Origin of the sequence: Paenactinomyces guangxiensis (assembly GCF_016055185.1) — a bacterium.
GTDB lineage: Bacteria > Bacillota > Bacilli > Thermoactinomycetales > Thermoactinomycetaceae > Paenactinomyces > Paenactinomyces guangxiensis.
On record NZ_JAECVR010000008.1, the window covers coordinates 1 to 25,327 of the forward strand.

Here is a 25,327-nt window from a genome sequence, read left to right on the forward strand (position 1 = left end):
CTAGACTGGGTTTCTTAAGTTTTGCCTTTTTTAGATAACAGGGGCTTTATAATTTCCAATTTCCCTGTTTCAATGGCTTGACATATTACCGCAGGACTGTTTGTACTTGTTGTGAATGTAAAAACCTAATCGTTAAAAAAATGATAAGCATGATCTTTTCCTGCACGGAAACCCATTTTACCGTTATGAACTTATTCAATGCCCGCTTCACCCAAAACAACCAAGTCCGAGTCTTTCTCTCTTTAGCACAACAGTTCATGTTGACGGGCTGGTCATTGACATGAATCATTCCCGTTTCAATTAAGTGAGTAACTATGACACACACCTTCAATATCCCGGCGTGTACCAAACCAATCAATTCGCAGGGAGTGCCGACTACGCTTGAATTCTCTCCCTCACAATTGGCGGGGACACCACCGTGCCCTTTTGCATTGGAGCTTAGATTTTCCCGAATCGGAAATCCATACTATATTTAATATCCCGTGTACGGGAAACTTGTATGCACGGTTAGAAGGAAACACCCCTAAAAAGAACCTGCTATCCTAAACCCAAATTTTAACGGGCAGGATGCTATCTAGGGGCTTCAACATTCCGTTTTCGTATACGGCCTACCATCAACAGTAACAACGATCGAGAAGGAAAATCGGCCCCACCACTTCGGCCTACAGCAAGGGTCAGCACTGCACCCAGCATCACAGCAATCCATGCATCCTGTTTCGGAGAGCGGGGTTAAGCGCATTATAGGCCTGAATGCTAAACATTATCCAGAACAGCTGTGAGCTGGAAAGTTTCACGTGTCCTCCTCCTTCGCTACGGACTATAACAGGAAACATTTCACCGAAGTTAGAATTACATTACCTTCCCGTTGAGTATTCATCTCCGAGCCGCTACCAGTTTCAAATCTTACCATTGTATTATTTAACAATTTTATGTTCAGAGTATGCCAGAAAAATTATTGGAAAATGTTTACCGATTAACGAGACACAAAATTATTGCACAGAATGCGTGCATTGGGTATTAATAAAAATCCCTGCCTTCAAATTCGATGGAAGGGGAAACGTACAAACTATATGCCACTCACCTAAACATTCGTCTAATCTTTTATAAATAAACGACGGTAATGAATCCTGAAAATCAACCGTTCGATTTTGTCTGCTTGCAGTTGCAGAATAGATATTTTCTTCCCATTGTCTGCCAGATACCATTTTCCGGTACCCTCAGCTTTCATGAGGTCAGTCCCCTCACCGGATAATGACCGTTTTATCCCGTTTAAATTTGATGTTTCCGTTATAGGCAATCATAGATCCCATCTTAGCCCATACCTGTCCATTCAGGTTTACTTCCAATGTCCTTGGATTTTCTAATTCAAAAAACCCTTCTCCCTTGTCTTTTTGAGCGGTTTGTTTCATAAATTCATCAATAGAATATCTGCTCATAATCATTCTCCTCCGACTTGAATTCAGCAGAAAAGCGTGGCAAAGATGATACTCAACCCCGCTTTCCGATTTTGGCGAAGGTTATATCATCTTCATCCTATTGATCTGTTGATCAAACAACAGTACATTTTTTATTTTTCATCAATAAAGATTCATTTTCCTCCTTCAATAAATGAAGCTACCTAAATACAAAATGCCGTTAAAACAAAAGCAGTCTATTTTAAAATATTCCCGTATATGGCAGCCTGTTGAACTTCTTTCCAATGCTATAATGTGAGAAAAGACAATAAGAAGCGAGGGTAAAACGTGACCGAGGGAACAACTAATCCCGCAAACTGTCCCATCTGTGGCAAAGATAACAACTGTGGCAATCTTGCTGATAAACCGCAAGGAACCTGCTGGTGCAGCAAAGAGATCTTTCCCTGGGAAATATTTGAACTGGTACCGGCCCATGCATTGAAACAATCATGCATATGCAAAGGCTGCCTGGAGAAATTTAAGGCTCAAAACTCTTTGTAAAGACATTGATCAAGGCTGTTATTGTATGCAATTTCCATTCTGTTTCATTCACTTCCAATTATTTCTACTTAATAAACTCTCAACTTATGTTACCCTCTAATAGAGTAAAGTTCACCAGAATGGTTGAACTAAACTACTAGGAGGGTGATTCTGTGAAAAATCGTCGCTTTTTGACTTCATTGGCCATTGCGGGAGCATTGGTCGTCACAAGTCCGCTTAGTGCATTTGCTGAAGGAAAGCAGGATCCCGGGACGGCAAATCAACCGGTCTCCTCTTCCTATCGCACCCACATCCAGGAAGTTCTGAAGGATTTGAATCTTAACATACTTCTTGAAAAATACGGAATCCGTTTGGATTTCCCAGAACTGACCAAAATCCAGCAACAACCGGTTCAACCGCAACCGGCAACAACAAAAAAACAACCTTATCCCGAAAAACAACCGGCTCCAAAGCAAACAGTAAACCAAACACCATCCCGCCCAACAGCTCCCGGGCAACAACAAACCAGTTACACACTCAGTGAATACGAACAACAAGTAGTGGATCTCACCAATAAAGAGCGGGCCAAATACGGATTGCCTGCGCTTAAAGTGGATCTGAAATTGAGTAAAATGGCGCGTGACAAAGCACAGGATATGCATGATAAAAACTATTTCGACCACAACAGCCCAACCTACGGCTCCCCGTTTGACATGATGAATCAGTACGAAATCCGGTACAACGCCGCAGGTGAAAATATTGCAATGGGACAACCCAGCCCGCAAGAAGTGGTAAATGACTGGATGAACAGTAAAGGGCACCGTGAAAATATCTTGAGCAAAGATTTCAATTATATCGGTGTGGGCTATGTAAAAGACGGAAACTACTGGGTACAAGAATTCATCGGGAAATAAGACCAAACAGGCAGCTCCCTCTCAACTTCCTCAGAGGGAGCTGCCTGTTTCTATGTATCCCGATTCAGCGGTAGCGTTCTTCTTTAAAAGGGTTAGCCGTCATTGAATAGCCCAATTCTTCCCAAAAACCTGCTTCATCTTCTTTCATAAATCGAATTCCCGAAGCCCACTTTGTACCTTTCCATAAATAGAACGTGGCGGGCGGAATAAATCGTAAGGGATAGCCATGTTTGGGGGTAATATCCTGCCACTCATGATTTTGATCCTTCCATCGGTAAACAAACAAGGCATCATCTCCTAACAGTGCGTCAAGAGGCAAATTAGCCGAATATCCGAATCTGTCACCGTTATAGTAGCCGTATATTTTAACATATTTTACATTCTCATTTATTGCAACTATTTTCATTAAATCACGGAATGCAATTCCCTCAAACGTAGTAGCAAATTTTGACCATGTAGTCACACAATGCATATCAACTGTCGACACCGTTTTTGGCAGCTTCATTATTTCCTCATATGATAGGGATATTTCTTCTTTCACTTCACCAAATAATCTAAAATCCCATGTAGCTTCGTTAAATTCGTAAACATCTCCCTGGTGCAGGATGGGCCATTTTTCTGTTTCAAATTGTCCAGGAGGCAGCCGGTTTCCCATCTTGCTTCATCCTTTCTTATAACTTGATACTCCGTTTGCGCCGCAAGCGATAGAAACCAAATTCTGCAAATCATTTCCAACCCGGAACAATACCGGAATTTGTTTATGCACAGTTTGGATTACATAATACTATTATTAGTTTACATTATTCAAACCATGCACAGGTTTTAGCAATTAACTTGTTCTATTTTGAAACAAAACAAAACAATTGATAAAATATAAGCACTCGCCATTATAAAGAAAGAAGATGAAAAAATGTCTATAGATAAAAACACAAACCAACTTAGTGATATTCCTGTTTCAGTACTTGATCTTTCCCCTATTGTCGTTGGCGGTACTCCCTCCGATTCTTTACGAAATACCCTTGATCTTGCTCGCCATGCCGAAAAGTGGGGTTATCACAGATACTGGCTGGCGGAACACCATAACATGCCCGGTATTGCCAGCTCGGCAACATCCGTCGTCATTGGCTATGTGGCAGCCGGTACTTCAACAATCCGAGTAGGCTCCGGTGGAATCATGCTGCCCAATCATGCTCCCCTGGTCATTGCTGAACAGTTCGGAACACTTGAATCCCTGTTTCCCGGACGTATTGATCTTGGCCTTGGCCGCGCACCGGGGACAGATCATCTTACCGCGCGTGCTCTCAGGCGGGACCGCAGAAGCGATGGAGAGGATTTCCCTGAGCAATTAGCTGAACTGCGTGCCTACTTTAACCCTTCTTTAGCTTCTGGAAGAATGCACGTAAGGGCAATTCCGGGTGAAGGGCTGAATATTCCGATCTGGCTGTTAGGTTCAAGTGGTTTTAGTGCTCAACTGGCCGCACAGCTCGGTCTTCCCTTTGCCTTTGCCAGCCATTTCTCCCCTCATTACACACAGACGGCTCTGGATTTATACCGCAGTCACTTCAGTCCGTCAGAGGTGCTTGATGAGCCATACGCCATGGTCGGGGTAAATATTATTGCCGCCGATACGGATGAAGAGGCGCAGTGGCTGGCAACCTCAATGCAACAACAATTCCTGAACTTAGTTCGGAATAAGCGAGAGCCGCTGCAGCCACCAGTGGAAAATATGGATGACCTCTGGAGCGAATACGAGAAGGCAGCCGTGAAGCAGCAGCTTAGCTCCTCCATCATCGGTGCCCCTGAGACTGTTAAAGAAAAACTGCAGAAATTTTTAACGGATACTCAAGCAGACGAGATCATGATAAATGCCCAGATTTTTGATCACCAGGCGCGTCTTCATTCCTATGAGATTGTGGCCGAAATTGCCAAACAGGCAGAACCCTGCTTATAACAGCTGATCTGATCAATTTCCGGCGAACCAATCCATAATGACATGCCCTAAAAATGTAAATCAGCCCGCTTTTCTTCCAGAGACAAGCGCAAAGGATTCCAGATGGGTAAGGTGACAGCGGTTCTGCTGCACATAAAGCGAAAATACATGTTATATCGAAAGATTCATAACCAAACGCCATCTTTTCTCTGTTACTATGAGAAAGGATGGCGTTCAATTTTTTAGAGGCTTTGTACGTTACCATAGAGAAAGGAGGTATTTTTGAAACGATTTTACCACTTTATCGCGCTTTTTTTGGGAATGTCTATTCTTTCAGTTTTCATCTTATAATGCTCAAGGTGACCGCATATCCCTGGGTTATCACGGTCAAACCATGATGTTGCAAGGAGATGAATACTACGATAATGAACGGATGGAGTTTCTCAAGAAAGATTTTGAGGTCAGCGTCCATTTTTCGGTCGGCTCGAGTCAAAAAGGGAAAAACCCTGTCTACCGTATGGAAATTGCCCCAAGATCCGGAGAACCTGTATTTGAAGACAAGATTGAATTTAACGGAACCGGTTTATTTATTCCCCTTCCTGTGGAACAATGGAAAGACGGAACTTACATCATCCGCTTATTCCGCGATAACCGGTTAACGGCCAAGCGAACATTCCGTCTGGTTTCCCACATGCCGTGGTGGCAGAAATATTTCCCCTGGACGGAAAAACTGTTTCAGTAAGTCCAGGGGGTTAAGACTTCAAGCAAACATTTGGCTAAACTTGACACCACAAAACTAGCAGGGTCACGTACAATATATTTTCAACTCACCCAAACGCACAATTCAACGGCGGCTTGTGACCTTCTTGAACGTTGATCTTCTCTGCATCACATTGGTGATCTGTTACATTCGCAAACCATGATACAAGAATGGGATGTATTGTCTGGCACCACTCATCTTTAGGAGTCAAAGCTTATGGTAGCCTTAGCATAAAACAGTTTTCGTGTTCACGGTCCATTTTTGTTATTCATCATTTGCTGGCGTCTATTTTTTATCGTCCATGTTTTCGTCCATCATCTTGCTGTCATCCATTTTTTTATCGTCCATGTTTTCATCCATCATCTTGCTGTTATCCATTTTTTTATCGTCCATGTTTTCATCCATCATCTTGCTGTCATCCATTTTTTGCTCAGCCGGTTGACCATTGGTGTCTGAACATCCTGCGGCCAGCAAACTCGTCCCCACAAATGCAGACAACATTATCAGTTTCCATTTTTTCATTTTCAATTTTGTTTTCTCCCTCCATTCGTCTATGTTCAGGATTCATCTTAGCGAAAGAGGCTAACATTTCTCGAACGAAACCCTTACATAACTCTTACAGTTTACTATCATCTTTGTAAGGCTGCTGAAGAGGGAGGCGAAACCAAAACTCGCTGCCACGCCTTCCGTCAAGCGGTGGACGAACACCAATCGTCCCATGGTGTAACTCAACGAGTGAACGGGCGATGGCCAAACCCAGACCGGCACCGCCCGATTCTCGGTTACGCGATTGGTCGGTTCGATAAAACCGTTCAAAAACCCTAGACCGTTCTTTTTCCGGAATTCCGTCACCCTGGTCGCGAAGACGGATTTCTACTTCTTTTTTTTCCTGAATCAACCGGGCTTCCAACTGAATAGTTCCACCGATGGGAGAATAGCGAATCGCGTTTTGTAACAGGTTGCTGATGACACGGGCAATTTTATGCGGCATGATCGGCAAACGGGGTAAATTGCTGTCGACATTGACGTCCAACTGCAGTTTTTTTTCGCGAAGAAGTAAAGCATGACTATCCAAGACTTCGATCAGTAATTGATCGAGATAAGAAGGAATAGGGGTAAACGTTTGTTGACCAGCTTCGAGCAATGATAATTCAAACAAATCGTCAATCATCACGTTCAATCTTTTTGTTTCTGATCGGATCGTGGACAGATACTGATGAAGGGTGTCAGGATCTTTAAGGACTTGATCTTGCAACGCTTCGACAAAGGATTGGATGGAAGAGAGAGGCGTGCGCAAATCATGGGATACATTGGCTACCAATTCTCTGTGTGCCCTTTCGCTTTGCTTTAATTGTTCAAAACTGGATTGCAGCCGTTTGCTCATGTTGAGAAACGAGCGGGCCAACTGCCGAAGTTCCAGCGGGCCCGTTTCTTCGATTTCACTCGTTAGAAATTGCCGTTCTGCCATCTGTTCTGTCACCCGAATCAAACGGATAAGCGATCGGATGATGGGCTTCGTCATTAGCCAATAGGAGACTGCAGAAACAGCACCTGCTGCCATCGTAAAAAGTGTGAGCCATTTTGTTTGCTCTAACGTCAGCAACATTTGTCGATAGCTGTAAACCAGGGCAATAAGTAATACAGAAAGACTGATAAGGTTGATGATTAACAGTTGTGTACGCAATCTCACAGAGAAACTCCTCCCCCTCCCGGTTCAAACCGGTACCCGATCCCCCACACCGTATGAATCCAGTAAGGTTCAGAAGGATTTACTTCAATTTTCTCTCGCAGCCGGCTGATTTGCACAGTCACCGTGTTGGCATCGCTTTCATATTGGGAACCCCAGACAAGGTCCAGCAGTTGCATCCGTGAAAAGACTTGTCCGGGCCTCTTGGCCATTAAATAGAGCAGTTCAAATTCTTTAAGGGTCAAATCAATTCTATTTCCATTTACAAAAACGCGCCTCGCCTGTGGATCAATGAGAAGCCCTTCAAATTTCAGCTTCTGGTTTTCCCTGTTGTCTGTATGTGGTTTCATCCAATTTCTGCGACGCAAGATGGCCCGAACCCGCAACACCAATTCGCGGGGAGAAAACGGTTTGGTAAGATAATCATCTGCGCCAATCGTCAGTCCCATCAACCGATCTCGCTCTTCCCCGCGCGCTGTTAACATAATGATGGGAATATCGGATTCCTGGCGAATTTCCTCACACAGGCTCCAGCCGTCTTTTTTGGGCATCATCAAATCGAGTATCAACAAAGAAGGGGTCGTCCTTCGATAGAGCTCCCAGCCCTCCAGGCCATCAGTTGCCGTATACACTTCATATCCTTCTTGCTCCAAATAACGACGGCAAACATCCTGGATGTTCGTATCATCTTCCACGATTAAAATCCGCATTTGCATCTTCTTTCCTCCCCTCCTTTAACCAAAGGGAATGGTGCTTACTGGCCCAACTTCTTTTCACTTTACCACAAATGATACCGAATAACGCATGACGCGTTGGTTTATAGAGGGTTGCCAAAAATACGTGACCGCTTACTTGAATCGTGAGTAGATAAAAAAGCAATCGATGCCAGGAGTAGAGAAACTCCCTGGTTTCATTTGAGATGAATTGCTGCTGCCAGATGAAAAATCCCGTGCTTGCTAAACCGATCATCCAGATGGTCACCAATAGGAAATTTAGCTTTTGACCCCCGTTAAATTTATGCGCCTGTTTCGTTTTTCCCTTTAACCAATCAAGTTCTACTTGTCTCCAATGAGTCATCTCACGCAAAAAAGCGGCTAATGATTTGTGCCAAACTGCGATAAATAGGAGAGGGATGATCATCAGCGATAATCCTGCATAATGGTGTATTGTCCGGACGAAATATCGTATGCTCCCCAACTGGGACCTCATCCAATCCACGTAAAGACATAATCCAGTGGTGAGCAGAATTAAAAACAAAAAGACTACCACCCAGTGCAAGATTTGTTCCTGCAGGTTAAAACGCGTCATCCATTTCATCGTGGAGGAGTCACTCCATCTACATTATAGCCGTACTGTTCCCAATATCCTAAATGTTGATAGTCAGTAAATTCGATGCGATGCAGCCACTTAGCTCCTTTATAACCGTACATGCGGGGAATGATCACTCGCAGCGGATACCCTTGCTGCGATGGTAATTCTTTGCCGTACAGACCGTAAGCCAACAGCGTTTGTTCTTCAGATGCTTCGGAAAGGGTTAGACTTTCGGTGTATACACCGCCCAGGGAATAGAAGGTGACATGAGATGTTTCCCGTTTTGGTTTCACTGTTTCGATCAATTCCCGGAGCCGAACCCCTGTCCAACGCACGTTTTTCACTCCCCAACCTTCTACACAATGAAAATCAGAGATTTGTTCTACTTCTGTCAGCTTTTCCTTCAGATCGGCAAATGTCCACTGAACCGGGTGTTCAACTAATCCATCGACATTTGCCAATTCAAATTTGAAACACTGCTCCCAACCCCACAAAATCTCTCATGAGGCAAACTAAAAGAGCTGGAGGTTTCCCTTCCAACTCTTTTGGCAAGATCCGTAACAAACTCCTCAAAACAATTCTAAAATGATGTAAACTGTACTTATCCCATAAGACCTCAAGAAAACATGTAGTTAACTTAACACCACAAAACAAAAATCCCTGCCGGCTCCACATTACACGGCAGGGTCACGTATACACTATATTTTCAACTCACCCAAACGCACCAATTCAACGACGGCTTGCGACCTTCCTTTGACGTTGAGTTTCTGCATCACATTGGAAATATGATTACGGACCGTTTTTTCGCTGATAAATAACTGTTGGGCAATTTCTTTAGTAGTTTTGTCTTGAACCAGTAATTCAAACACTTCCCTCTCCCGGTTGGTCAACAAGGGTTTGCCTTTTTGGTTATTCAAATTGTGCCACCCTTCCTTGCTCGAGCACTTAGAACACGAGGGTCAGGGACCAGTCAAGTTATAGTATGAACGGGCTTCCGTCGTGGTGAAATATAAGAGGAAAAATAGGCTTCATTTTCGATGGATTTTTCAGTCCTTCTCCACTATGCTTTCACATCCTATGCAGAGGGAAGGTGTTAGGTTCCATAAGGTTTTATTACGCTAGGATGCGGCAACTCCCCGTGGAAAAGACACCAGACCCGTTAACTGTAAAGAAGGGCGGCAGATTCCAAAAGACTCCATATACAAGTTTTTTTATTATCCCGCCGGAATCCGGATCAATTCTTCGCTGGCAAAGGTAATGGGCTCCAAACCATTTTCCGTTACCAGATAGGTATTTTCAATTCCCACAACGCCACGGCCCGGGAAGGTGAATTTTGGCTCAATCGCGATGACCATTCCTGTCTCAAGCGGCTGGTCAAAAGCTGTGGCCAGGACAGGCAGCTCATCAAATTCCAGCCCGACACCATGCCCCAGAAACTTGGCCCGGTCTTGGCCGTAACCCATAAAGTGTTCGGTTAAGCCAGCCTCTTCCACCATTTCAAGCGCTCTGGCATACAAAAATTTCCAGGGGACTCCCGGTTTTCCCATTGTCTCTGCTTCTTTTAGGATTTTTCTCGTCAGCTCATAGGCACTTTCCAGCTCTTGATCCAGTTCCCCGATCACGGCAATGCGTGTTTGATCAACGATATATCCCTCATTTACCATACTAATATCTACCAAAATCGGCTCCCCGGCAGCAATCGTTTCATGGCTTGCCCCTTGCGGACTGGCGGTTGTAAGGCCCAGTCCTCCTGCGGGGCCGTCAAAATAAGTAGGTGTGGCTGCCGCGGACCCTGATGCTACAACTCCCAATGAGAGTTCCTGATTATAGCCGCGCATGCGATATATACCCGGATTCCCATGTAAATGAAGTTTATATTCAATTTTTGCCGCCAATTCTGCCTCACTCATCCCGGGGCGAATGATTTCCGGCAACAAGGCAACAATCTCATTCACCCGTGATGCAGCGACCCGCAATTGTTCCAGTTCATAGTCTGATTTTACCGCCCGCTGCAGGCGAAGCGGGAAAGAGATATCCACAGGCTCCCCGTCCGGAAACATGCTTAAGTAACGAATTGCCAAACCATATGGGAGTACATCCATCTCAATGCCTATTTTTTTGACCTGCCCAAATCGGGACTGAATCTTTTTGCCCAGTTCTTTTATTCTGCCCATCGCCTCGACAGGAACAGAAGCTTCCACCTCTGCTCTGGAAACACTTTTTTTCACATAAAACCGGGGCTGTCCGGATGCCGGAACAAACAGCACTCCATTTTGCATGCTGCCGGTCAAATAATAGATATCTACGTTTTGTGTGATAAGTGCTCCGTCCAATTCAAACTGCTGCAGTGTTTTTTGAAATTTGTTGATTCTGTTTTCCACTTCAGTTGCTGGCACTTTTGGCAGTTGATGCATGAGGCATTCATTCCTTTCTGTAGTCGAAGAATCCCGTTCCCCTCTGTTTTCTCGACAGAAGGGTTGAAATCCTTTTCTTCCTGCACCTCCTCTTTAGTATAAATAAAAAACCTCTGTGCAATGATAGAATTAGCACATGAAAAGAGGATGGAACGGATGCAACCCAAGATGATGTTTGCCATTATTGCTCTCATTGTAATCGGAATCTTTGTAGCTCAAACTTTTAAGCCCGACAAAGCAGAGGTTAAACCGTTAACCATTTCACCAGCCTCCCCCCGGCCGGTAATGATGATTGTGATCGATTCCTTGATGGATGCCCCTTTACAGAAAGCCATTAAAGACGGCCATACCCCGGCGATGAAGTTTCTTACACAAAACGGATATTACTATCCGCGAGTGGTTTCCGGATTCCCAACAATGTCTGTCTCAATTGACAGTACCCTGTTAACCGGAACTTTGCCCAATCAGCACAAGATCTTTGGATTATCTTACTTTCACCCCGAGCAAAACCGGCTGGTTAACTTTGGTACCGGTCTGCGCGAAGCCTTTGCTGTCGGTTTAAAGACGGTGGTTAAAGACGGCATGCAAAACCTGAATCAACAATTTTTAAGCAAAGACGTACAAACCATTCATGAAGCTGTAGATAGACCAACCGCTTCCGTCAATGCGATGATTTACCGTGGAAAGAAAAAACATATCCTTAAATCTCCCTGGCTTCCAGTGGCAGCCGGTGTGATTCCGGATCAAGTGGAAACGATTGGGCCAGATCTTTTTTCATTTGGCACCTTTTCTAAAATTGATCCGAACAGCGGGCATGATCAACCCTGGTTCCGCTATGGAATCAATGACACATTTGCCAGAATGGAGATTGTCTCCTTAATTAAACAGAACCGGCTTCCTCTGTTCACGATTGCTTATTTTCCCAAAAACGATGATGTTGTCCATAAAAAAGGAGCTTCCGCAACTGCGGGGATTAGAAAGGCAGATAAAGAGCTGCAGGCTATATTGGATGCTTTCCCCTCCTGGGAAGAAGCGATTCAACATGTCACCTTTATCATCCTGGGTGACAGCGGTCAGGCAGATCTGGTCAAAGACCGGCAGCAAGCTTATATTGACCTGAGAAAAGTATTAAACAAATATTCGATTATGCCTTTAAAACGAAAAAAGCCCTTGCCTCAAGACCAAATCGTGCTCTGTGTCAATGAGCGAATGGCTTATATTTATCCTATGGATGAACGGCTTTCAATCAGGGAAATGGTTGACCAGCTGCGCCGTGAACACCGGTTGGACATTATTGCCTGGAAAGAAAACGGATCAATCCAAGTGGTAAGCGGGAAAAGAAAAGGAAAACTGGAATTCCGTCCCGGTGGTGACAAGGCTGATCCCTATGAACAATCCTGGAAACTAAACGGCGATTTGTCCATTCTCGACCTTACTGTAAGGGATGAGAAGCGAATTCAATATGGAATGTACCCCGATGTTTTAGCCCGTTTATCCGGAGTGATGGATACAGCCAAACGGGTCATCGTGGTCACCTGCGAACCAGGTTACGAGATGGTGGGTGAAAGTTCCCCCACACATAAAGGGGCTTCACACGGCTCCTTGCATCAGGCCGATTCTTTGGTCCCCATGATCGTTTCCGGTACGGAAAGCCGACCGGAGCATTTACGCCTGATTGACTTTAAAAATTGGATTCTGCAACTGCTCTCTCCGGATCACAAAGAAGTACATACGCATCACTGAATCGCCAGCTGTACCTTCTTTTTCCGTGAATGTGTGTACCAGGGTAAGGCAGAATACTGTCTCGCTCCCGATCGGCGCCCTGCAAGTAAGTAAAAGCGGCCGCTCCAAAAACTGCACAAGGGGCGTCAGGCATTCGGCAAGGAAGCCAGTACAAGGAAGAGTTGCCTCGCTTTATCCCTTGTTCCGTTTTTTCCGCTGGGTGGGTCGCCAAAAGGGTGGCTCCCCGGATTTTTGTTTCACGGCATGATTCAAACTTTCTTCCCGGGTTGTGTGGTATGTTTCTATATCAAATTTGGAATGGGCCAAGCTGAAATCGTCATACAAGTGAATTAAAAAATGCCGAAACGAGGAAAGCCTATGAAAGTCTTAGCGACGAGTAAGAAGCCTTCTGACACGAAAAGCAAACGCCTTAAATATGTTTCTCTGGAAAGAAGCTGGCCGGTACTCAACCCTGTCTTGCTCGGATTTATGGAACTGAAGCAGGATAACTATTTTCCATTTATCCCTAAAGAACAAATTCCTTTCTATATAGAAAAAGCGATCCAATTTGGACAGGATGCTGCACAAAGATATGCCAATGATTTCAGTTTGAAAGAGTTTATCAATATACTTCTCAAACAGGGCGTGCGTGTAAACTTTGTAAACACACACCCTTCGGACCAATGGATTCGTGCTCAATATCTGGAAAAAAAATCGACCATAGAAATATATCGGCCCTCACTTGTACAAATCAAAAGCTTCTTTCAGGAGATTGACGAGTCTGTTGATGAAAAGGATATTATTGTCCTCCATCTGTATCATGAATGGTTTCACCATCTGGAAGAAAAAAAATTCGGCCGCACAGACCGCTCGCTCCCCAAAACAAGGATTAAAAAATGGGGACCTTTCGTCTACAAAAGAGGAATTCGCCGTACAAGAGAAATTGCCGCCCATGCATTCACACAGGCTGCGATGAACATCAATTGGTCACCGCTGCTCCTGGACTACCTGTTGCTCTTTACCCGGCAGGGGTGGACCAAAACGCAAATCCGTGAACACTTTCAACAGATTAAAAATCAATATGAACAGCTGACAGAACCAGAATTTGCTGAAGATGATGAACAGGCAAATCCTTAACCGATTTGCCTGCTTCTATTTATGTGTCCAATGTCAGGCGCAGTCTGTCGGTGCTTTTTTCTCCTGCCCGGACAATATTTGGTTACAAGTTATTTGCTCTCGTTCTCAGTCAGTTTTGAGTATTTTAATCCGCGGTGTTTCATAATTACTTTTCTCAACAGAACATGACATTGAGCACCTTTGGGAAATATAACAGATGGAGGTGTCTTTGATGTCATTTCCTTATCTGTGCCCCGCCTGCGGAACCAACCGAAGCCGTTTTAACATCATTGAGCAGGTGGTACAATCAGTTAAAAAAGATGCCAAAACTGGCGAAATTATAGGACGTGTTGACCCTTCGGACCCGTTCCAGCATCCGTACCGCGGTGAAAAATATCGGGTGCAATGCGGAGTCTGTGGCATCGTTGAGTCCGAAGAGCGGTTCATCCTTAATGCCAAACGAAATCATTTAAAAGCGGACGTCTTTCCCAACATCTAGTTATCCGACGCCTTACTTCCAAAAGTAAGGCGTATTTATTTGGATATACACAAAATCCGGGATAACTATTTTCATATTTTACAACTTCTTAACTTCCCTGTTGCAACGCCGGGCTAAGCTCATATTTGGGTCCCAGAGTGATTGCTTCAATCTTCAAAGTAGATTACCATTTTACAAAATACGATAAAAAGGTGGAGAGAACATGCAAATTACACCCGTTGAACTAAAAGGGAACCGGGTTCGTCTGATTCCGTTGGAACCGTATCACACAGAAGCCCTCTTCAGGGCCGGGAACCATCCTGAGATATGGACCTATATGACAAGTCCGATGAACAATCCGGAAGATATGGAAAAAATCATTACTCATGCGTTGGCTCAAAAGGAAAAGGGATTGGAACTGCCCTTTGTGGTTATTGATCAAGAAAGTGATGAAGTGATTGGAAGCACCAGATTTCTTAACGTCTCCCGGCAAAACCGCAGTCTGGAAATCGGCTCCACCTGGTACACTCCCAGGGTTTGGCGTTCCCCCGTCAACACAGAGTGCAAATACCTTTTACTGCGGCATAGCTTTGAGAAATTGCATGCCCTTCGCGTACAAATCAAAACAGACTCCCGCAATCTCCGTGCGCAAAAAGCAATCGAGAGATTGGGGGCTGTCAAAGAAGGGACCCTGCGAAACGAACGAATATTGTATAATGGATATATCAGGGACGCCGTCTATTACTCCATCATTGACGAGGAGTGGCCGGCGATCAAAAGGAAATTAGAAAGTTTTCTATCACAAAGCGGCGAGGTTCCTGAGCGATGACGGATGAAATATTGTTCAGCAGCCGCGGCCCTTGCTTAAGTAATTATAATGGTAAAAAGAATCATTGTTTTATAATCCGTACACAAAGAGGGGTTTCATATGAAGGCATTTAAAGATTCCATATTACAACTGATCACTGAAACATCAACCAACTTACCTCCTGACGTACGCCAGGCGATCCGCACCGCGAAGGAAAAAGAAGATGCGGGCACTCGTGCCGCCCTGGCATTGACGACAATTTCCCGCAATATTGACATGGCAGAGGAAAACGTCTCCCCCATCTGTCAGGATACCGGAATGCTTACTTTTAAAATATATGTGCCTGTCGGAGTCAACCAGATTGAGATGACCGCCGCCATTAAAGAAGCAGTGGCAGAAGCTACCAGGCTGGGGAAACTGCGTCCAAACTCCGTAGATTCATTGACCGGAGAAAACAGCGGGGATAATCTGGGTGAAGGAACTCCGGTTATCCACTATGAACAATGGGAGAAAGAAAAGATCGAAGTGCGCCTCATTCTGAAAGGCGGCGGATGTGAAAACAAAAACATTCAGTACAGCCTCCCCTGCGAACTGGAAGGGCTTGGACGCGCCGGACGGGATCTGGACGGGATTCGCAAATGTATCATGCACAGCGTTTATCAAGCGCAGGGACAGGGATGCAGTGCAGGATTTATCGGTGTCGGAATCGGAGGTGACCGTACAACCGGCTATGAACTGGCGAAAAAGCAATTGTTCCGCAAAGTGACTGATACCAATCCTAATCCGGATCTGGCGAAACTGGAAGAATACGTGATGGAAAAAGCGAACACCTTAAGTATCGGCACGATGGGCTTCGGGGGAAACACGACTCTCCTGGGCTGCAAAATCGGAGCAATCAACCGAATTCCGGCCAGCTTTTTTGTCTCAGTTGCCTATAATTGCTGGGCTTTTCGGCGTCAAGGAGTTTCCATTGATCCCCGGACCGGAGAGATTGTTGACTGGCTCTACAAAGAAGAAACTCCTGCCGGTGTTCAACAAACAGAGGAAAAAATTTCCGTAGCAAAGCACCCCGAAGGCTCACGGCAAATCGAGTTGACCACACCGATCACTGAAGAGCAAATTCGTGAGCTGAAAGTGGGAGACGTTGTTATCCTAAACGGTTACATCCACACCGGCCGTGACGCCCTGCACAAATACCTGATGGATCACGATGCACCTGTTAACCTTGAGGGAGGTGTCATCTACCACTGTGGTCCTGTCATGCTGCGGGATCAAAACGGAAACTGGGAAGTAAAGGCGGCAGGCCCAACCACCAGCATCCGTGAAGAGCCCTATCAAGCTGACATTATCAAGAAATTTGGGATCCGTGCCGTGATCGGGAAAGGCGGCATGGGTCAAAAAACACTGCAAGGCTTAAAGGAACACGGAGCTGTCTATCTTAACGCCATCGGCGGGGCCGCCCAATACTACGCAGACTGCATCACCAAAGTAGAGGGTGTTGACTTGATAGAATTTGGTATTCCTGAAGCGATGTGGCACTTGCATGTAAAAGGATTTGCCGCCATTGTCACCATGGATTCGCATGGTAACAGCCTTCATGAAGATGTGGAGAAATCATCGCTGGAAAAACTGGCTGAATTACAAGAGCCGGTTTTTAAATAACGATAAACGGGGATAAAAGTAGGGAACCATTTCACTAATTCCCTACTTTTTTACTGTTCACAGGAGCACAAAGAAACGATAAAATAAAATTTGGTATATCCCGTTGATAAGCTTCAGACGCCTGCTCATGCCCCATCGACCACCATAACTTTTCCTTTGTCATCAAATCTTCAAAACATACGTTTGAAACTTATCGGGAATCTTTCGCGTCTTTACTAAAAAGGGGGTTTCATTGCCGATGAAAAGCTGGAAAAAAATTGGCATCTTTGTCCTTGCTGCTTTTACTGCTGTCTCCATTCTGATGCCGTCAATCGCTTCTGCCGATGCCGTTGTTGGCGAAACAGTAGTAACTTTGGGAAAAGACTTAACCGGAACACAACGTGACAGTATCCTCCAAGAAATGCAAGTCCCCAGCGATGTCAAGATCATTGAGGTCACAAACGAGGAAGAGCATCAGTATCTGGGCAAATATATCAGCAAAGCAACGATTGGGACACGCGCGATCTCATCCGCAAAAATTGTGCTGGCAGACAGTGGAAAAGGGATCTCTGTTAACACCAAAAACATTACCACCATCACTCCCAGCATGTACGCCAATGCTGCGATTACAGCCGGGATTAAAGATGCCGACATTTACGTAACCGCACCGTTTAAAGTTTCCGGTACCGCCGGTTTGACTGGTATTATTAAAGCATTTGAAACAGCGACCGGGCAAAAAATCGATGAAAACAAAAAACAAGTCGCAAACGAAGAAATCGTGCGCACCTCTGAAATTGCCGAGCAGATCGGCGATCCCAACAAAGCGGCTCAATTTATGAACCGGGTTAAGGAAGAAGTTGCCAAAGAGCAACCAAAAACCCAAGAGGAATACAAAGATATTATCATTAACGTATCCAATGAGTATAACATTAACTTGAACGAACAAACAATTAACCAATTGGTTCAATTCTCACAAAACTTCTCTGAATTAAATATCGACTGGGACCAGCTGAGCGCACAATTTGAAAGCCTTCGCGGGGATATCAACAAAATCCTCAATGATGAGCAAACTCAGGGAATCATTGATAGTATCCTGGAATGGTTTGGAGACCTCTTCAGCGCAATCGGTGACTTCTTCACCTCTTCTTCCTCCCGCCAGTGAAATAGCAATCCCCCTGCAAAGATGGGGCTGTTGACAAATTAAAGGTAAAAGCATGATTAATGGCTGACTCTGTCGAATAAAATGCAGAGTCAGTCATTATTTGTTTGGAGGAGTAATCTATGACAATGGGTAAAATGGAGAGCCGACAAGGTCAGTTCGTATATTTTAATCTGGAAGATTTTGTTCCCAAAGACCATCTTCTTCGTCAGATCAATGATGTAGTTGACTTTTAATTTCATCTATGAAAAGGTTAGCCACCTTTATTCTGAAAGAGGGAGGAAATCGGTAGACCCAGCACTTCTTATCAAGATGCTCCTTCTGGGTTATTTGTACGGGATTAAGTCAGAGCGTCGACTCGAAGAAGAGGTAAGGATGAATTTGGGGTATCGGTGGTTTCTTGGGCTATCGATTGAAGATCCTATTCCTGATCATTCTACTATTAGTCAGAATCGGCGTCGCCGATTCAAGGATAGCTCTGTATTCCAAGAAATATTTGATCAAATAGTTATTCAATGTATAGAACTTGGGCTTGTAGATGGCGAGGTAGTAGTGACCGACTCCACCCATATCAAGGCATGTGCTTCAGAAAAATCGTAAAGGTATATGAGCAGCCAGCTACCTACCTGGAAAGTTTAGATGAGGAAATTCGTCTATATCGTCAAAAAGAGGGCGGAAAAGCGCAATGGTGCCAAGGTACGCGGTCGAAAGCCTTCACCCTCCAAACCAATCGAAAAAACGGTGATTAAAAGCTCGACAGACCCCAGTGCAGGCTATATGAGCCGTTCTGGGAAGCCGAAAGGCTTCCATTATCTCGCCCATGCCAGTATTGATACAATGATCGGAATCGTACAAATATAATTCTTCTATAGACTGTCCATTCCACTTCTTCACTGTCAACATGTTAAAACTGTCCGACTCATACAGATCGGGAATTTTAGACCTGACGCATGGAAAATAAATATATAGAGGCGGGACTTCTATGAAGAAGAGTATCTTTTCAATTATATTTATTTCAGTTTCATTAATCTGTACTTTTGCAATAACTGGGTGCCGAAAAGCCCCCAAAGTCAATCCTAATTTCGGTGATTATGAAAAAAATAAACAAACTGATAAAAAACCTGATAATAATCAAAAATATGACCATTTAGAAGAACGTCAGAGCAATCTTTACCCTAGTCTGAATCATCGATCAACGGCTAATGCAATCTTCGCTATTCAGACTTTCACCCTACGGACTACGCCTATACCGAGCAAAGCACAAAAGACGACAAAATATTGTTTTTTTGCCATCTTTTGTGCGAAAAGCAAAATATTTATGAAGAGAAGACATTTGGAAAAACGGCATGAAGAAACAGGTCAGCAGATATATGTGCAATAATGGCGTATTCCAAGCCTTTTTTCCAGTACAAATATCCAAAGTAAATCCCTAATAATCCATTCATTAGCAATCCTCTCGTCACGATCAAGGGCGTCAACTCACCAAAGGCTTGCTCGGTTGTTGGTAAATGAAGGGATCCGAATAAGAGAGCCGCCGCAAAAATTCCCAGCCAAAAAAAACCAGCCGGAATATTCCCCCGCTCTTTGCCGGTTATCTGTGCCAATAGCCATACGAACAATGTCATGACAAATAACCGAGCTAAAACCTCCTCAACGATCCCACCATATAACATAGTCAGCAGACCGCTCCACCACGGACTTGGTTCTACTTTCGCCAGCTGGGAGATATGGGGAACAAAAATGAACTTGTCAATAAGAACAATCAGGAGTGCTCCCAACGCTCCTCCCAAAAAGGAAAAGCAAAGCCAAGATGTTGAAAAGGAAGGTTTATGTCTTTGGTATAGCCATTTTGATAAAATTGGAGTTGATAATCCTACTCGTGCCGCCATTTTGAGACCAATGAAACTCCCGACAAATACCATCGCTCCCGTTTGTAAAGCAAGCATCCAGTAAAGCAAGGGCAGCGGCAACGGAGGATTCTTGCCTGAATCCATTCCGACCAGATTTAGTTGATAAGGAATAACAGCGAAAGCGGCTATGATCCCTAATCCTGTAAAAAAGAAAACAATCCGAAGATTTTTTTGCTTATTCATTTATATCCTCCCTGTGTAGTCATCGTACATATCATGAAGGATAACATACAATGCCACTCCCTATTGCTTTTCAATTCGATAGTAACGTTCCCCCGTATTGGGGTTATAGTACACGCGACGTTTTTCATTAGTGACGGGATCAATCGTCACTTCTTTCGTTGGCTCAAACCCGTTGCAACCAGGCGATATAAGAGGCAAACGGTGGAACGTTTTTCAGTTTCGCTTCTTTTCCTTCGTAAATGGCCCGGTAAAACATCTGCCAATCTTTGAGAACTAACGGAACGCTCCATCCATCGAGTAAGGCATTATGGAAACTCCAGATAAAGCGGTACCCATCGTTTAGCCGGAACAATCCCCAACGCATCAACGGCGCCTGAACGATGTCAAAATTGCGTTTTCGGTCTTCCGTGAGATAGACCAGCAATCGCTCTTCCAGTTGGTCTATCGGGACATGACGCCAATCGTGATGTTCAACGCAAACTTCCACCTGCTTGTGAACGATTTGGTGTGGTTTTTCCACCGCTTCCCAGACGAAAGAAGTGCGTAAAACGGCATGCCGATTCACAACTTTTTTCCAGGCCTGTTCAAAGGCGGAAATATCCAGATCGTTTGACAATTTCATTACGAGTTGGACAACATAATCACCCTCTTCTTGAGCGTACAGAGAGTGGAATAACATCCCTTCTTGAAGCGGGGTCAAAGGATACACATCGTCAATCTGATGATCACAACCCAGATGACGGTCAATGCTTCTCTGGCCGAGCTTGGCAAGCGGGAAGTCCGACGGTGTATAGCCCCCCGCTTCTTCTGTACGGCAATGGGTAATAATCCCCCGCAAGGCCTCCATGTAATCAAGGGCAACAGCTTCCAATGTGCTGTACTTGAATATATCTCTACTGAACATCCAAGTTACTTGCAGTTGTTCATTGGTGACCGAACCAATGATGTCAATCAGGTGGGCCCGCTTCTCATCCCCCTTCACATTGGAAACAGACCAGTTTGGAATCAGTTCAAACAGCGAATGCTCCGATTGTCCTTGGTCAAATTGTCCCAAGTAGTTAAAGCTGATCTGAGGTTGCGGCAACAACTTGAGCCGCTCCATGCCCTCCTGATCTTCGCCGAGATAACGGCATATACCGTAAGGGATGCCCTTGTTGGGAATGCTGCGAAGCTGTTCCTTCACCGATTTCAGCGTATCCCCCCACGACTTCCCATGATCCAGCTGAAGCAAAACGGGGTACATGCTGGTAAACCATCCCACCGTACGGGACAAATCAATTCCCTCTATGATATCTTCGCGCCCATGTCCCTCCAGAGTGAGATACATTGTTTTTTTGCCGGTCCAACGGCAAATTACTTTGGTAAGAGCACTTAACAAAACATCATTAATCTGCGTCCGGTATGCAGCAGGCACTGTTTGCAGCAGGGCTTTCGTCTCTTCCGCGTCCAATGAAAGGGTAATCTGTTCCACATCCGCTTCCGTATTGGAGCCTTCTGGATTGTCAGCCAGGAGAACAGGCAATGATTCTGGCTGAATTGCCACCCAATATTCGTCAACGTCAACCGTTTTCGCGTACTGCTCCAATGCATGGGCCCATTGTTTGAACGATGTCGTTTTTGCGGGTAATTGCACCTTCTGATTGTATCTCAGTTGCTGGCACAGGTTATGCAAATCCTCCAGAATGATCCGCCATGACACCCCATCGACAGCCAGGTGATGAATTGCTATAAACAACTGGTCCTTATGCTCCGGGGCAAGTTTGAAGTATACCGCTCTCATCAGGGGACCTTCTGAAAGACTCAGGCTTGCCTGGGCTTTGTCGGTTACCTCGACCATTCGGTGTTTCTGCTCGGTTTCCGACATAGCCGAAAGATTTTCCACCCACAGCGGAACTGAATCCGTCAAACCTTCGTTATACTGTTCACGCTTTCCATCCACCTGTCGGAATCGCAGGCGCAGTCCGTCATGATGCTTCAGAATGCAGTGCAAAGCCTGTTCCAGTATTGGAATATCCAAAGGTTGGTTCAACTTGAGCATGACAGACTGGTTCCAATGATCAACATGGACAAGCTCTTGCTCAAAAAACCACTGCTGAATCGGAGTCAGCGGCAGAGTGCCCGTCACCTCACCTTGCTCAGCTACTGTTTCACGCAACGCGTTGTCAACCATGACGGTAGCTGCAATCTCTGCAATGGTCTGATTTTCAAACAGTTGTTTCGGTGTCAGGTGCAGACCGGCCTGGTTCGCCTTGGATACGATCTGAATGCTCAAAATTGAATCGCCGCCGAGTTCGAAGAAGTTATCGTGAATGCCGACCTCTTCAACTCCCAGTACCTCTCTCCAGATCTCTGCCAATTTTTTCTCGACAAATGTCTCTGGCGCCACAAATCCCCCGTCCGAACCCGGTTTTTGGGAATAATCCGGCACCGGCAAAGCGCTGCGGTCCACTTTGCCATTTGGCGTCAGCGGCAAACGGTCCATCATTACAAACGCCGACGGCACCATGTATTCCGGCAGCTTTTCTTTCAGGTACGCACGCAGATCGTCTGCCTGTACCTCCTGCTCCTCCTCCGTCACCAGATACGCGGCGAGCCGTTTGATGCCGGGTACATCCTCACGAGCCAGGACCACCGTTTCCCGCACGGCCGGATGACCGTACAGCACGGTCTCGATTTCTCCCAGTTCTACGCGGAAGCCCCGGATGCTGGTCTGGTGGTCGCCACGACCGATAAACTCGAGGCTGCCATCCGGCAGATAGCGAACCACATCGCCTGTTTTGTAGAGACGGGCGCCCGGTTCGGCCGAGAACGGATGGGGCAGGAATCGTTCGGCGGTTAAGTCCGGCCGGTTCAGATAGCCGCGCGCCAGACTGTTTCCGCTGATATACAATTCGCCCGGTACGCCGACCGGTACCGGCTGCATGTGCTCGTCAAGCACGTACACCTGCACATTGTCGATCGGCCGCCCGATGGAAGGCGCTGCCGTCTGCCCCGCCTGAACCGGCACCACGCCGGCCGTGGCAACTACCGTATTTTCCGTCGGTCCGTAATGGTTGACAAGGGTAAACGGCACCTCCTCCGACGGATAGTGGTGCAATTTGTCGCCGCCCGTGAGCAAATAACGAAGCGGTGCATCCGCCGGCCATTCGAGTGACAGCATACTCTCTGCCAGCGGGGTTGGCAGGAAGCTGATGGTCACCCCTGATTCCACCAGCCAATCCCGCAGTTGCTCCGGAACCAGACGAATTTCTTCCGGTGGCAGCAACAGCGTAGAACCTTTAGTCAGATAAGGCCAGATCTCCCAGACGGAGGCGTCAAAAGCCGTACCGGCCATTTGTGTGGCCCGGCTGTCGACGGTTACGCCATAGGTTCGTTGATGCCACTCCACCAGATTGAGAAGCGAGCCGTGCTCGATTTCCACCCCTTTGGGCAGGCCGGTGGAGCCGGAGGTGTAGATCACATAGGCGAGGTGCTCTGCGGCCGTTTCCTCCTCCGGAGCCCGTTCGCTCTCCTCAGCGATCATCGGCCAGTCACGGTCCAGGCAAATCAAGGTGCCGTCTTCCGGCGAAAGTTTCACCTTCAAATCTTCCTGGGTGAGGACAACCGGCATGCGGGCATCCCGCATCATGAAGGCCAGCCGTTCCTGCGGATAGGACGGATCCATCGGAACGTAGGCCGCACCCGCTTTCAAAATCCCGAGCAGTCCGATGAACATCTCCACCGAGCGCTCCATGCAGATGCCCACTGGGGTTTCATAACCGACTCCCTGCTTCCGCAGGTAATTCGCCAGCTGATTGGCGCGGCGGTCCAGTTCTGCATACGTGATGTTCGCGTCGCTGGCGACGACCGCCGGGCGGTCCGGCCACTGTGCCGCCATTTCCGCAAACAGCTGATGAACGGTTTTCCCGCGCGGATAATCCACGCTCGTCTGGTTCCATTCCGTTAACAACTGTTTCTTTTCTTCGTCGTGCATGATCGGCAGAACCGAAATGTTTTGTCTCGGCTGCTGTGCAATTGACTGAAGCAGTGTAGACATATGGGCTGCCATTCGCTCCATCGTGGTGCTATCAAACAGATCAGTGCTGTATTCAAATACACCCTTGAGACCATTCTCAGTTTCAATCATCGTCAGTGACAAATCGAATTTAGCCGTCTGATTCATGGTGAATTCCAAAGGTTTGACGGAGATCTCGTCCAGCTGGCGAACGCCCGTCGAGGCGTTTTGCAACGAGAACATGACCTGAAACAGTGGTGAGCGGCTCAAACTACGTTCAATTTGCAGTTCATCTACTAACTTTTCAAACGGTATTTCCTGATTCGCAAAAGCGTCCAATGCCGTCTCACGAATACCGCCCAACAACTCCAAAAACGTGGAATCATCTGACACCTGCGTACGTATAACCAGCGTGTTGACAAAAAATCCAATCAACCCTTCAATCTCTTCGCAGGTTCGTCCTGCGACAGGAGTGCCCACGAGGATATCCTTTTGTCCCGTGTAACGGTACAGCAGGCATTTGAACGCGGCCATCAGCGTCATGAATAGAGTAACGCCTTCTTGACGGCTTAGAGCGCGCAATTTGGCAGCGACGTCATCTGGAATAGTAAACGATAAGTGAGCTCCATCGTAAGTTTGCACTGCCGGACGAGGCCGGTCAGTCGGCAATGCCAGCAACGGCTCGCTGCCGCTCAATTGCTTTTTCCAATACGATAATTGCTTTTCCAGCAGTTTACCTTCAAGGGTTTCCCGCTGCCAAACGGCATAGTCCGCATACTGGATCGGAAGCCCGGGCAATGAGGGAGATTCCCCTTTTTTAAAGGATTCATACAATGCAGTTAATTCATCGACAAAAATATCCATAGAATAGCCGTCTGAGACAATATGATGCATGTTCAAAAGCAAGACAAATTCTTTCTCCTCCAGTTGGATCAAGTGAGCACGCATCAACGGACCCTGGCTCAATTCAAATGCTGTGGCGGCATCTTCCTGCGCCAATCGTTTTACTTCCTTTTCTTTTTCCAATGCGGATAAATCACGCAAATCAAGCGTATCCAACGAGAGGATCATGTCGTCATGAACAAGCTGGATCGCCCGTCCGTCCTGTTCGATAAAGGTCGTCCGCAATACTTCATGCCGTTTAATGATTTCATTTAAACTTTTTTCGATCAAATCGCCTTGCAACGCACCATAAAGCTGGAAGGCGACCGGAATGTTGTATATGGCACTTTGGGGCAACAAGCGGTCAAAGAACCATAAACGCTGCTGAGCATAAGACAACGGGAGACCCGTATCATCATTGCGAGGAATTGGCTGAAGCGGCGCCGCTTCAGTTGATTTGCCAGGAAACGTGTTGGAACTCACT

At 46.0% G+C, this 25,327-nt stretch carries 23 protein-coding genes and 1 pseudogene; 13 read left to right on the forward strand and 11 right to left on the reverse strand.

The window, feature by feature from the left end; translation table 11 throughout:
* Positions 1-1,144: 1,144 nt before the first annotated feature.
* Positions 1,145-1,436: pseudogene (locus I8U27_RS09180) on the reverse strand (AIM24 family protein); the annotation flags it as partial.
* A gap of 306 nt (positions 1,437-1,742) precedes the next feature.
* Between I8U27_RS09180 and I8U27_RS20595 the strand changes: the two are divergent.
* Together I8U27_RS20595 and I8U27_RS09190 are read left to right on the forward strand one after the other, a co-directional pair.
* On the forward strand, positions 1,743-1,955 hold the full coding sequence (locus tag I8U27_RS20595) for a cysteine-rich CWC family protein (protein WP_181751875.1): 213 nt from the start codon (positions 1,743-1,745) through the stop codon (positions 1,953-1,955).
* 152 nt (positions 1,956-2,107) lie between these two features.
* Positions 2,108-2,848, forward strand: coding sequence for a CAP domain-containing protein (locus tag I8U27_RS09190; RefSeq protein ID WP_309506126.1), 741 nt, complete (start codon positions 2,108-2,110; stop codon positions 2,846-2,848).
* A gap of 64 nt (positions 2,849-2,912) precedes the next feature.
* Here I8U27_RS09190 and I8U27_RS09195 read toward each other — a convergent pair whose 3' ends face one another.
* Positions 2,913-3,503, reverse strand: a complete 591-nt coding sequence (locus tag I8U27_RS09195; protein WP_181751874.1) for a molybdopterin-dependent oxidoreductase — start codon at positions 3,501-3,503, stop codon at positions 2,913-2,915.
* 255 nt (positions 3,504-3,758) lie between these two features.
* Between I8U27_RS09195 and I8U27_RS09200 the strand changes: the two genes are divergently transcribed.
* Both I8U27_RS09200 and I8U27_RS09205 read left to right on the forward strand, forming a co-directional pair.
* Positions 3,759-4,799, forward strand: a complete 1,041-nt coding sequence (locus I8U27_RS09200; protein WP_181751873.1) for an LLM class flavin-dependent oxidoreductase — start codon at positions 3,759-3,761, stop codon at positions 4,797-4,799.
* Between the two features lie 376 nt (positions 4,800-5,175).
* Positions 5,176-5,520 carry a hypothetical protein gene (locus I8U27_RS09205; RefSeq protein WP_181751872.1) on the forward strand — a complete coding sequence of 115 codons (345 nt, stop codon included), beginning with the start codon at positions 5,176-5,178 and terminating at the stop codon, positions 5,518-5,520.
* 303 nt (positions 5,521-5,823) lie between these two features.
* Here I8U27_RS09205 and I8U27_RS09210 read toward each other — a convergent pair whose 3' ends face one another.
* The 7 genes from I8U27_RS09210 to I8U27_RS09240 all read right to left on the reverse strand — a co-directional run bounded on the left by I8U27_RS09210 (position 5,824) and on the right by I8U27_RS09240 (position 10,950).
* Positions 5,824-6,066, reverse strand: a complete 243-nt coding sequence (locus I8U27_RS09210; RefSeq protein WP_181751871.1) for a hypothetical protein — start codon at positions 6,064-6,066, stop codon at positions 5,824-5,826.
* A gap of 88 nt (positions 6,067-6,154) precedes the next feature.
* Positions 6,155-7,228, reverse strand: coding sequence for a sensor histidine kinase (locus I8U27_RS09215; protein WP_181751870.1), 1,074 nt, complete (start codon positions 7,226-7,228; stop codon positions 6,155-6,157).
* Positions 7,225-7,941 (reverse strand): response regulator transcription factor, encoded by a 717-nt coding sequence (locus I8U27_RS09220; protein ID WP_181751869.1) that lies wholly within the window; start codon positions 7,939-7,941, stop codon positions 7,225-7,227. Before I8U27_RS09220 ends, I8U27_RS09215 begins: the two co-directional genes overlap by 4 nt.
* Positions 7,910-8,542, reverse strand: a complete 633-nt coding sequence (locus I8U27_RS09225; RefSeq protein ID WP_181751868.1) for a cytochrome b/b6 domain-containing protein — start codon at positions 8,540-8,542, stop codon at positions 7,910-7,912. Before I8U27_RS09225 ends, I8U27_RS09220 begins: the two co-directional genes overlap by 32 nt.
* Positions 8,539-8,997, reverse strand: a complete 459-nt coding sequence (locus tag I8U27_RS09230; protein ID WP_181751867.1) for a molybdopterin-dependent oxidoreductase — start codon at positions 8,995-8,997, stop codon at positions 8,539-8,541. The genes I8U27_RS09225 and I8U27_RS09230 overlap by 4 nt, the downstream gene beginning before the upstream one ends.
* Positions 8,998-9,234: 237 nt before the next feature.
* Positions 9,235-9,453, reverse strand: coding sequence for a helix-turn-helix domain-containing protein (locus I8U27_RS09235; protein ID WP_124727022.1), 219 nt, complete (start codon positions 9,451-9,453; stop codon positions 9,235-9,237).
* A gap of 297 nt (positions 9,454-9,750) precedes the next feature.
* Positions 9,751-10,950, reverse strand: a complete 1,200-nt coding sequence (locus tag I8U27_RS09240) for a M24 family metallopeptidase (protein ID WP_181751866.1) — start codon at positions 10,948-10,950, stop codon at positions 9,751-9,753.
* Between the two features lie 156 nt (positions 10,951-11,106).
* Between I8U27_RS09240 and I8U27_RS09245 the strand changes: the two genes are divergently transcribed.
* The 9 genes from I8U27_RS09245 (at position 11,107) to I8U27_RS09285 (ending at position 19,255) form a co-directional block, all read left to right on the forward strand.
* Positions 11,107-12,693, forward strand: a complete 1,587-nt coding sequence (locus I8U27_RS09245) for an alkaline phosphatase family protein (RefSeq protein ID WP_181751865.1) — start codon at positions 11,107-11,109, stop codon at positions 12,691-12,693.
* A gap of 357 nt (positions 12,694-13,050) precedes the next feature.
* Positions 13,051-13,809 carry a hypothetical protein gene (locus I8U27_RS09250; RefSeq protein WP_181751864.1) on the forward strand — a complete coding sequence of 253 codons (759 nt, stop codon included), beginning with the start codon at positions 13,051-13,053 and terminating at the stop codon, positions 13,807-13,809.
* A gap of 211 nt (positions 13,810-14,020) precedes the next feature.
* Positions 14,021-14,287, forward strand: coding sequence for a DNA alkylation repair protein (locus tag I8U27_RS09255; protein WP_181751863.1), 267 nt, complete (start codon positions 14,021-14,023; stop codon positions 14,285-14,287).
* A 202-nt stretch (positions 14,288-14,489) separates the two neighbouring features.
* Positions 14,490-15,095: a GNAT family N-acetyltransferase gene (locus tag I8U27_RS09260; protein ID WP_181751862.1), complete on the forward strand. Its 606-nt coding sequence runs from the start codon at positions 14,490-14,492 to the stop codon at positions 15,093-15,095.
* A gap of 99 nt (positions 15,096-15,194) precedes the next feature.
* Positions 15,195-16,736, forward strand: a complete 1,542-nt coding sequence (locus I8U27_RS09265) for a fumarate hydratase (RefSeq protein WP_181751861.1) — start codon at positions 15,195-15,197, stop codon at positions 16,734-16,736.
* A gap of 238 nt (positions 16,737-16,974) precedes the next feature.
* On the forward strand, positions 16,975-17,877 hold the full coding sequence (locus tag I8U27_RS09270) for a DUF1002 domain-containing protein (protein ID WP_232345342.1): 903 nt from the start codon (positions 16,975-16,977) through the stop codon (positions 17,875-17,877).
* A 222-nt stretch (positions 17,878-18,099) separates the two neighbouring features.
* Positions 18,100-18,474: a transposase gene (locus tag I8U27_RS21330; RefSeq protein WP_181751860.1), complete on the forward strand. Its 375-nt coding sequence runs from the start codon at positions 18,100-18,102 to the stop codon at positions 18,472-18,474.
* A gap of 39 nt (positions 18,475-18,513) precedes the next feature.
* A complete protein-coding gene (locus tag I8U27_RS09280; RefSeq protein WP_181751859.1) occupies positions 18,514-18,735 on the forward strand; it encodes a hypothetical protein in 222 nt (73 codons plus the stop codon).
* 121 nt (positions 18,736-18,856) lie between these two features.
* A complete protein-coding gene (locus tag I8U27_RS09285; RefSeq protein WP_181751858.1) occupies positions 18,857-19,255 on the forward strand; it encodes a hypothetical protein in 399 nt (132 codons plus the stop codon).
* On the opposite strand, the gene I8U27_RS09290 is transcribed toward I8U27_RS09285, so the two are convergent.
* Both I8U27_RS09290 and I8U27_RS09295 read right to left on the reverse strand, forming a co-directional pair.
* Positions 19,191-19,967, reverse strand: coding sequence for a CPBP family intramembrane glutamic endopeptidase (locus I8U27_RS09290; protein WP_181751857.1), 777 nt, complete (start codon positions 19,965-19,967; stop codon positions 19,191-19,193). The two genes, I8U27_RS09285 and I8U27_RS09290, sit on opposite strands and share 65 nt — an antisense overlap.
* Positions 19,968-20,130: 163 nt before the next feature.
* Positions 20,131-25,326 carry a non-ribosomal peptide synthetase gene (locus I8U27_RS09295; protein WP_309506125.1) on the reverse strand — a complete coding sequence of 1,732 codons (5,196 nt, stop codon included), beginning with the start codon at positions 25,324-25,326 and terminating at the stop codon, positions 20,131-20,133.
* Between the last annotated feature and the right edge of the window lies 1 nt (position 25,327).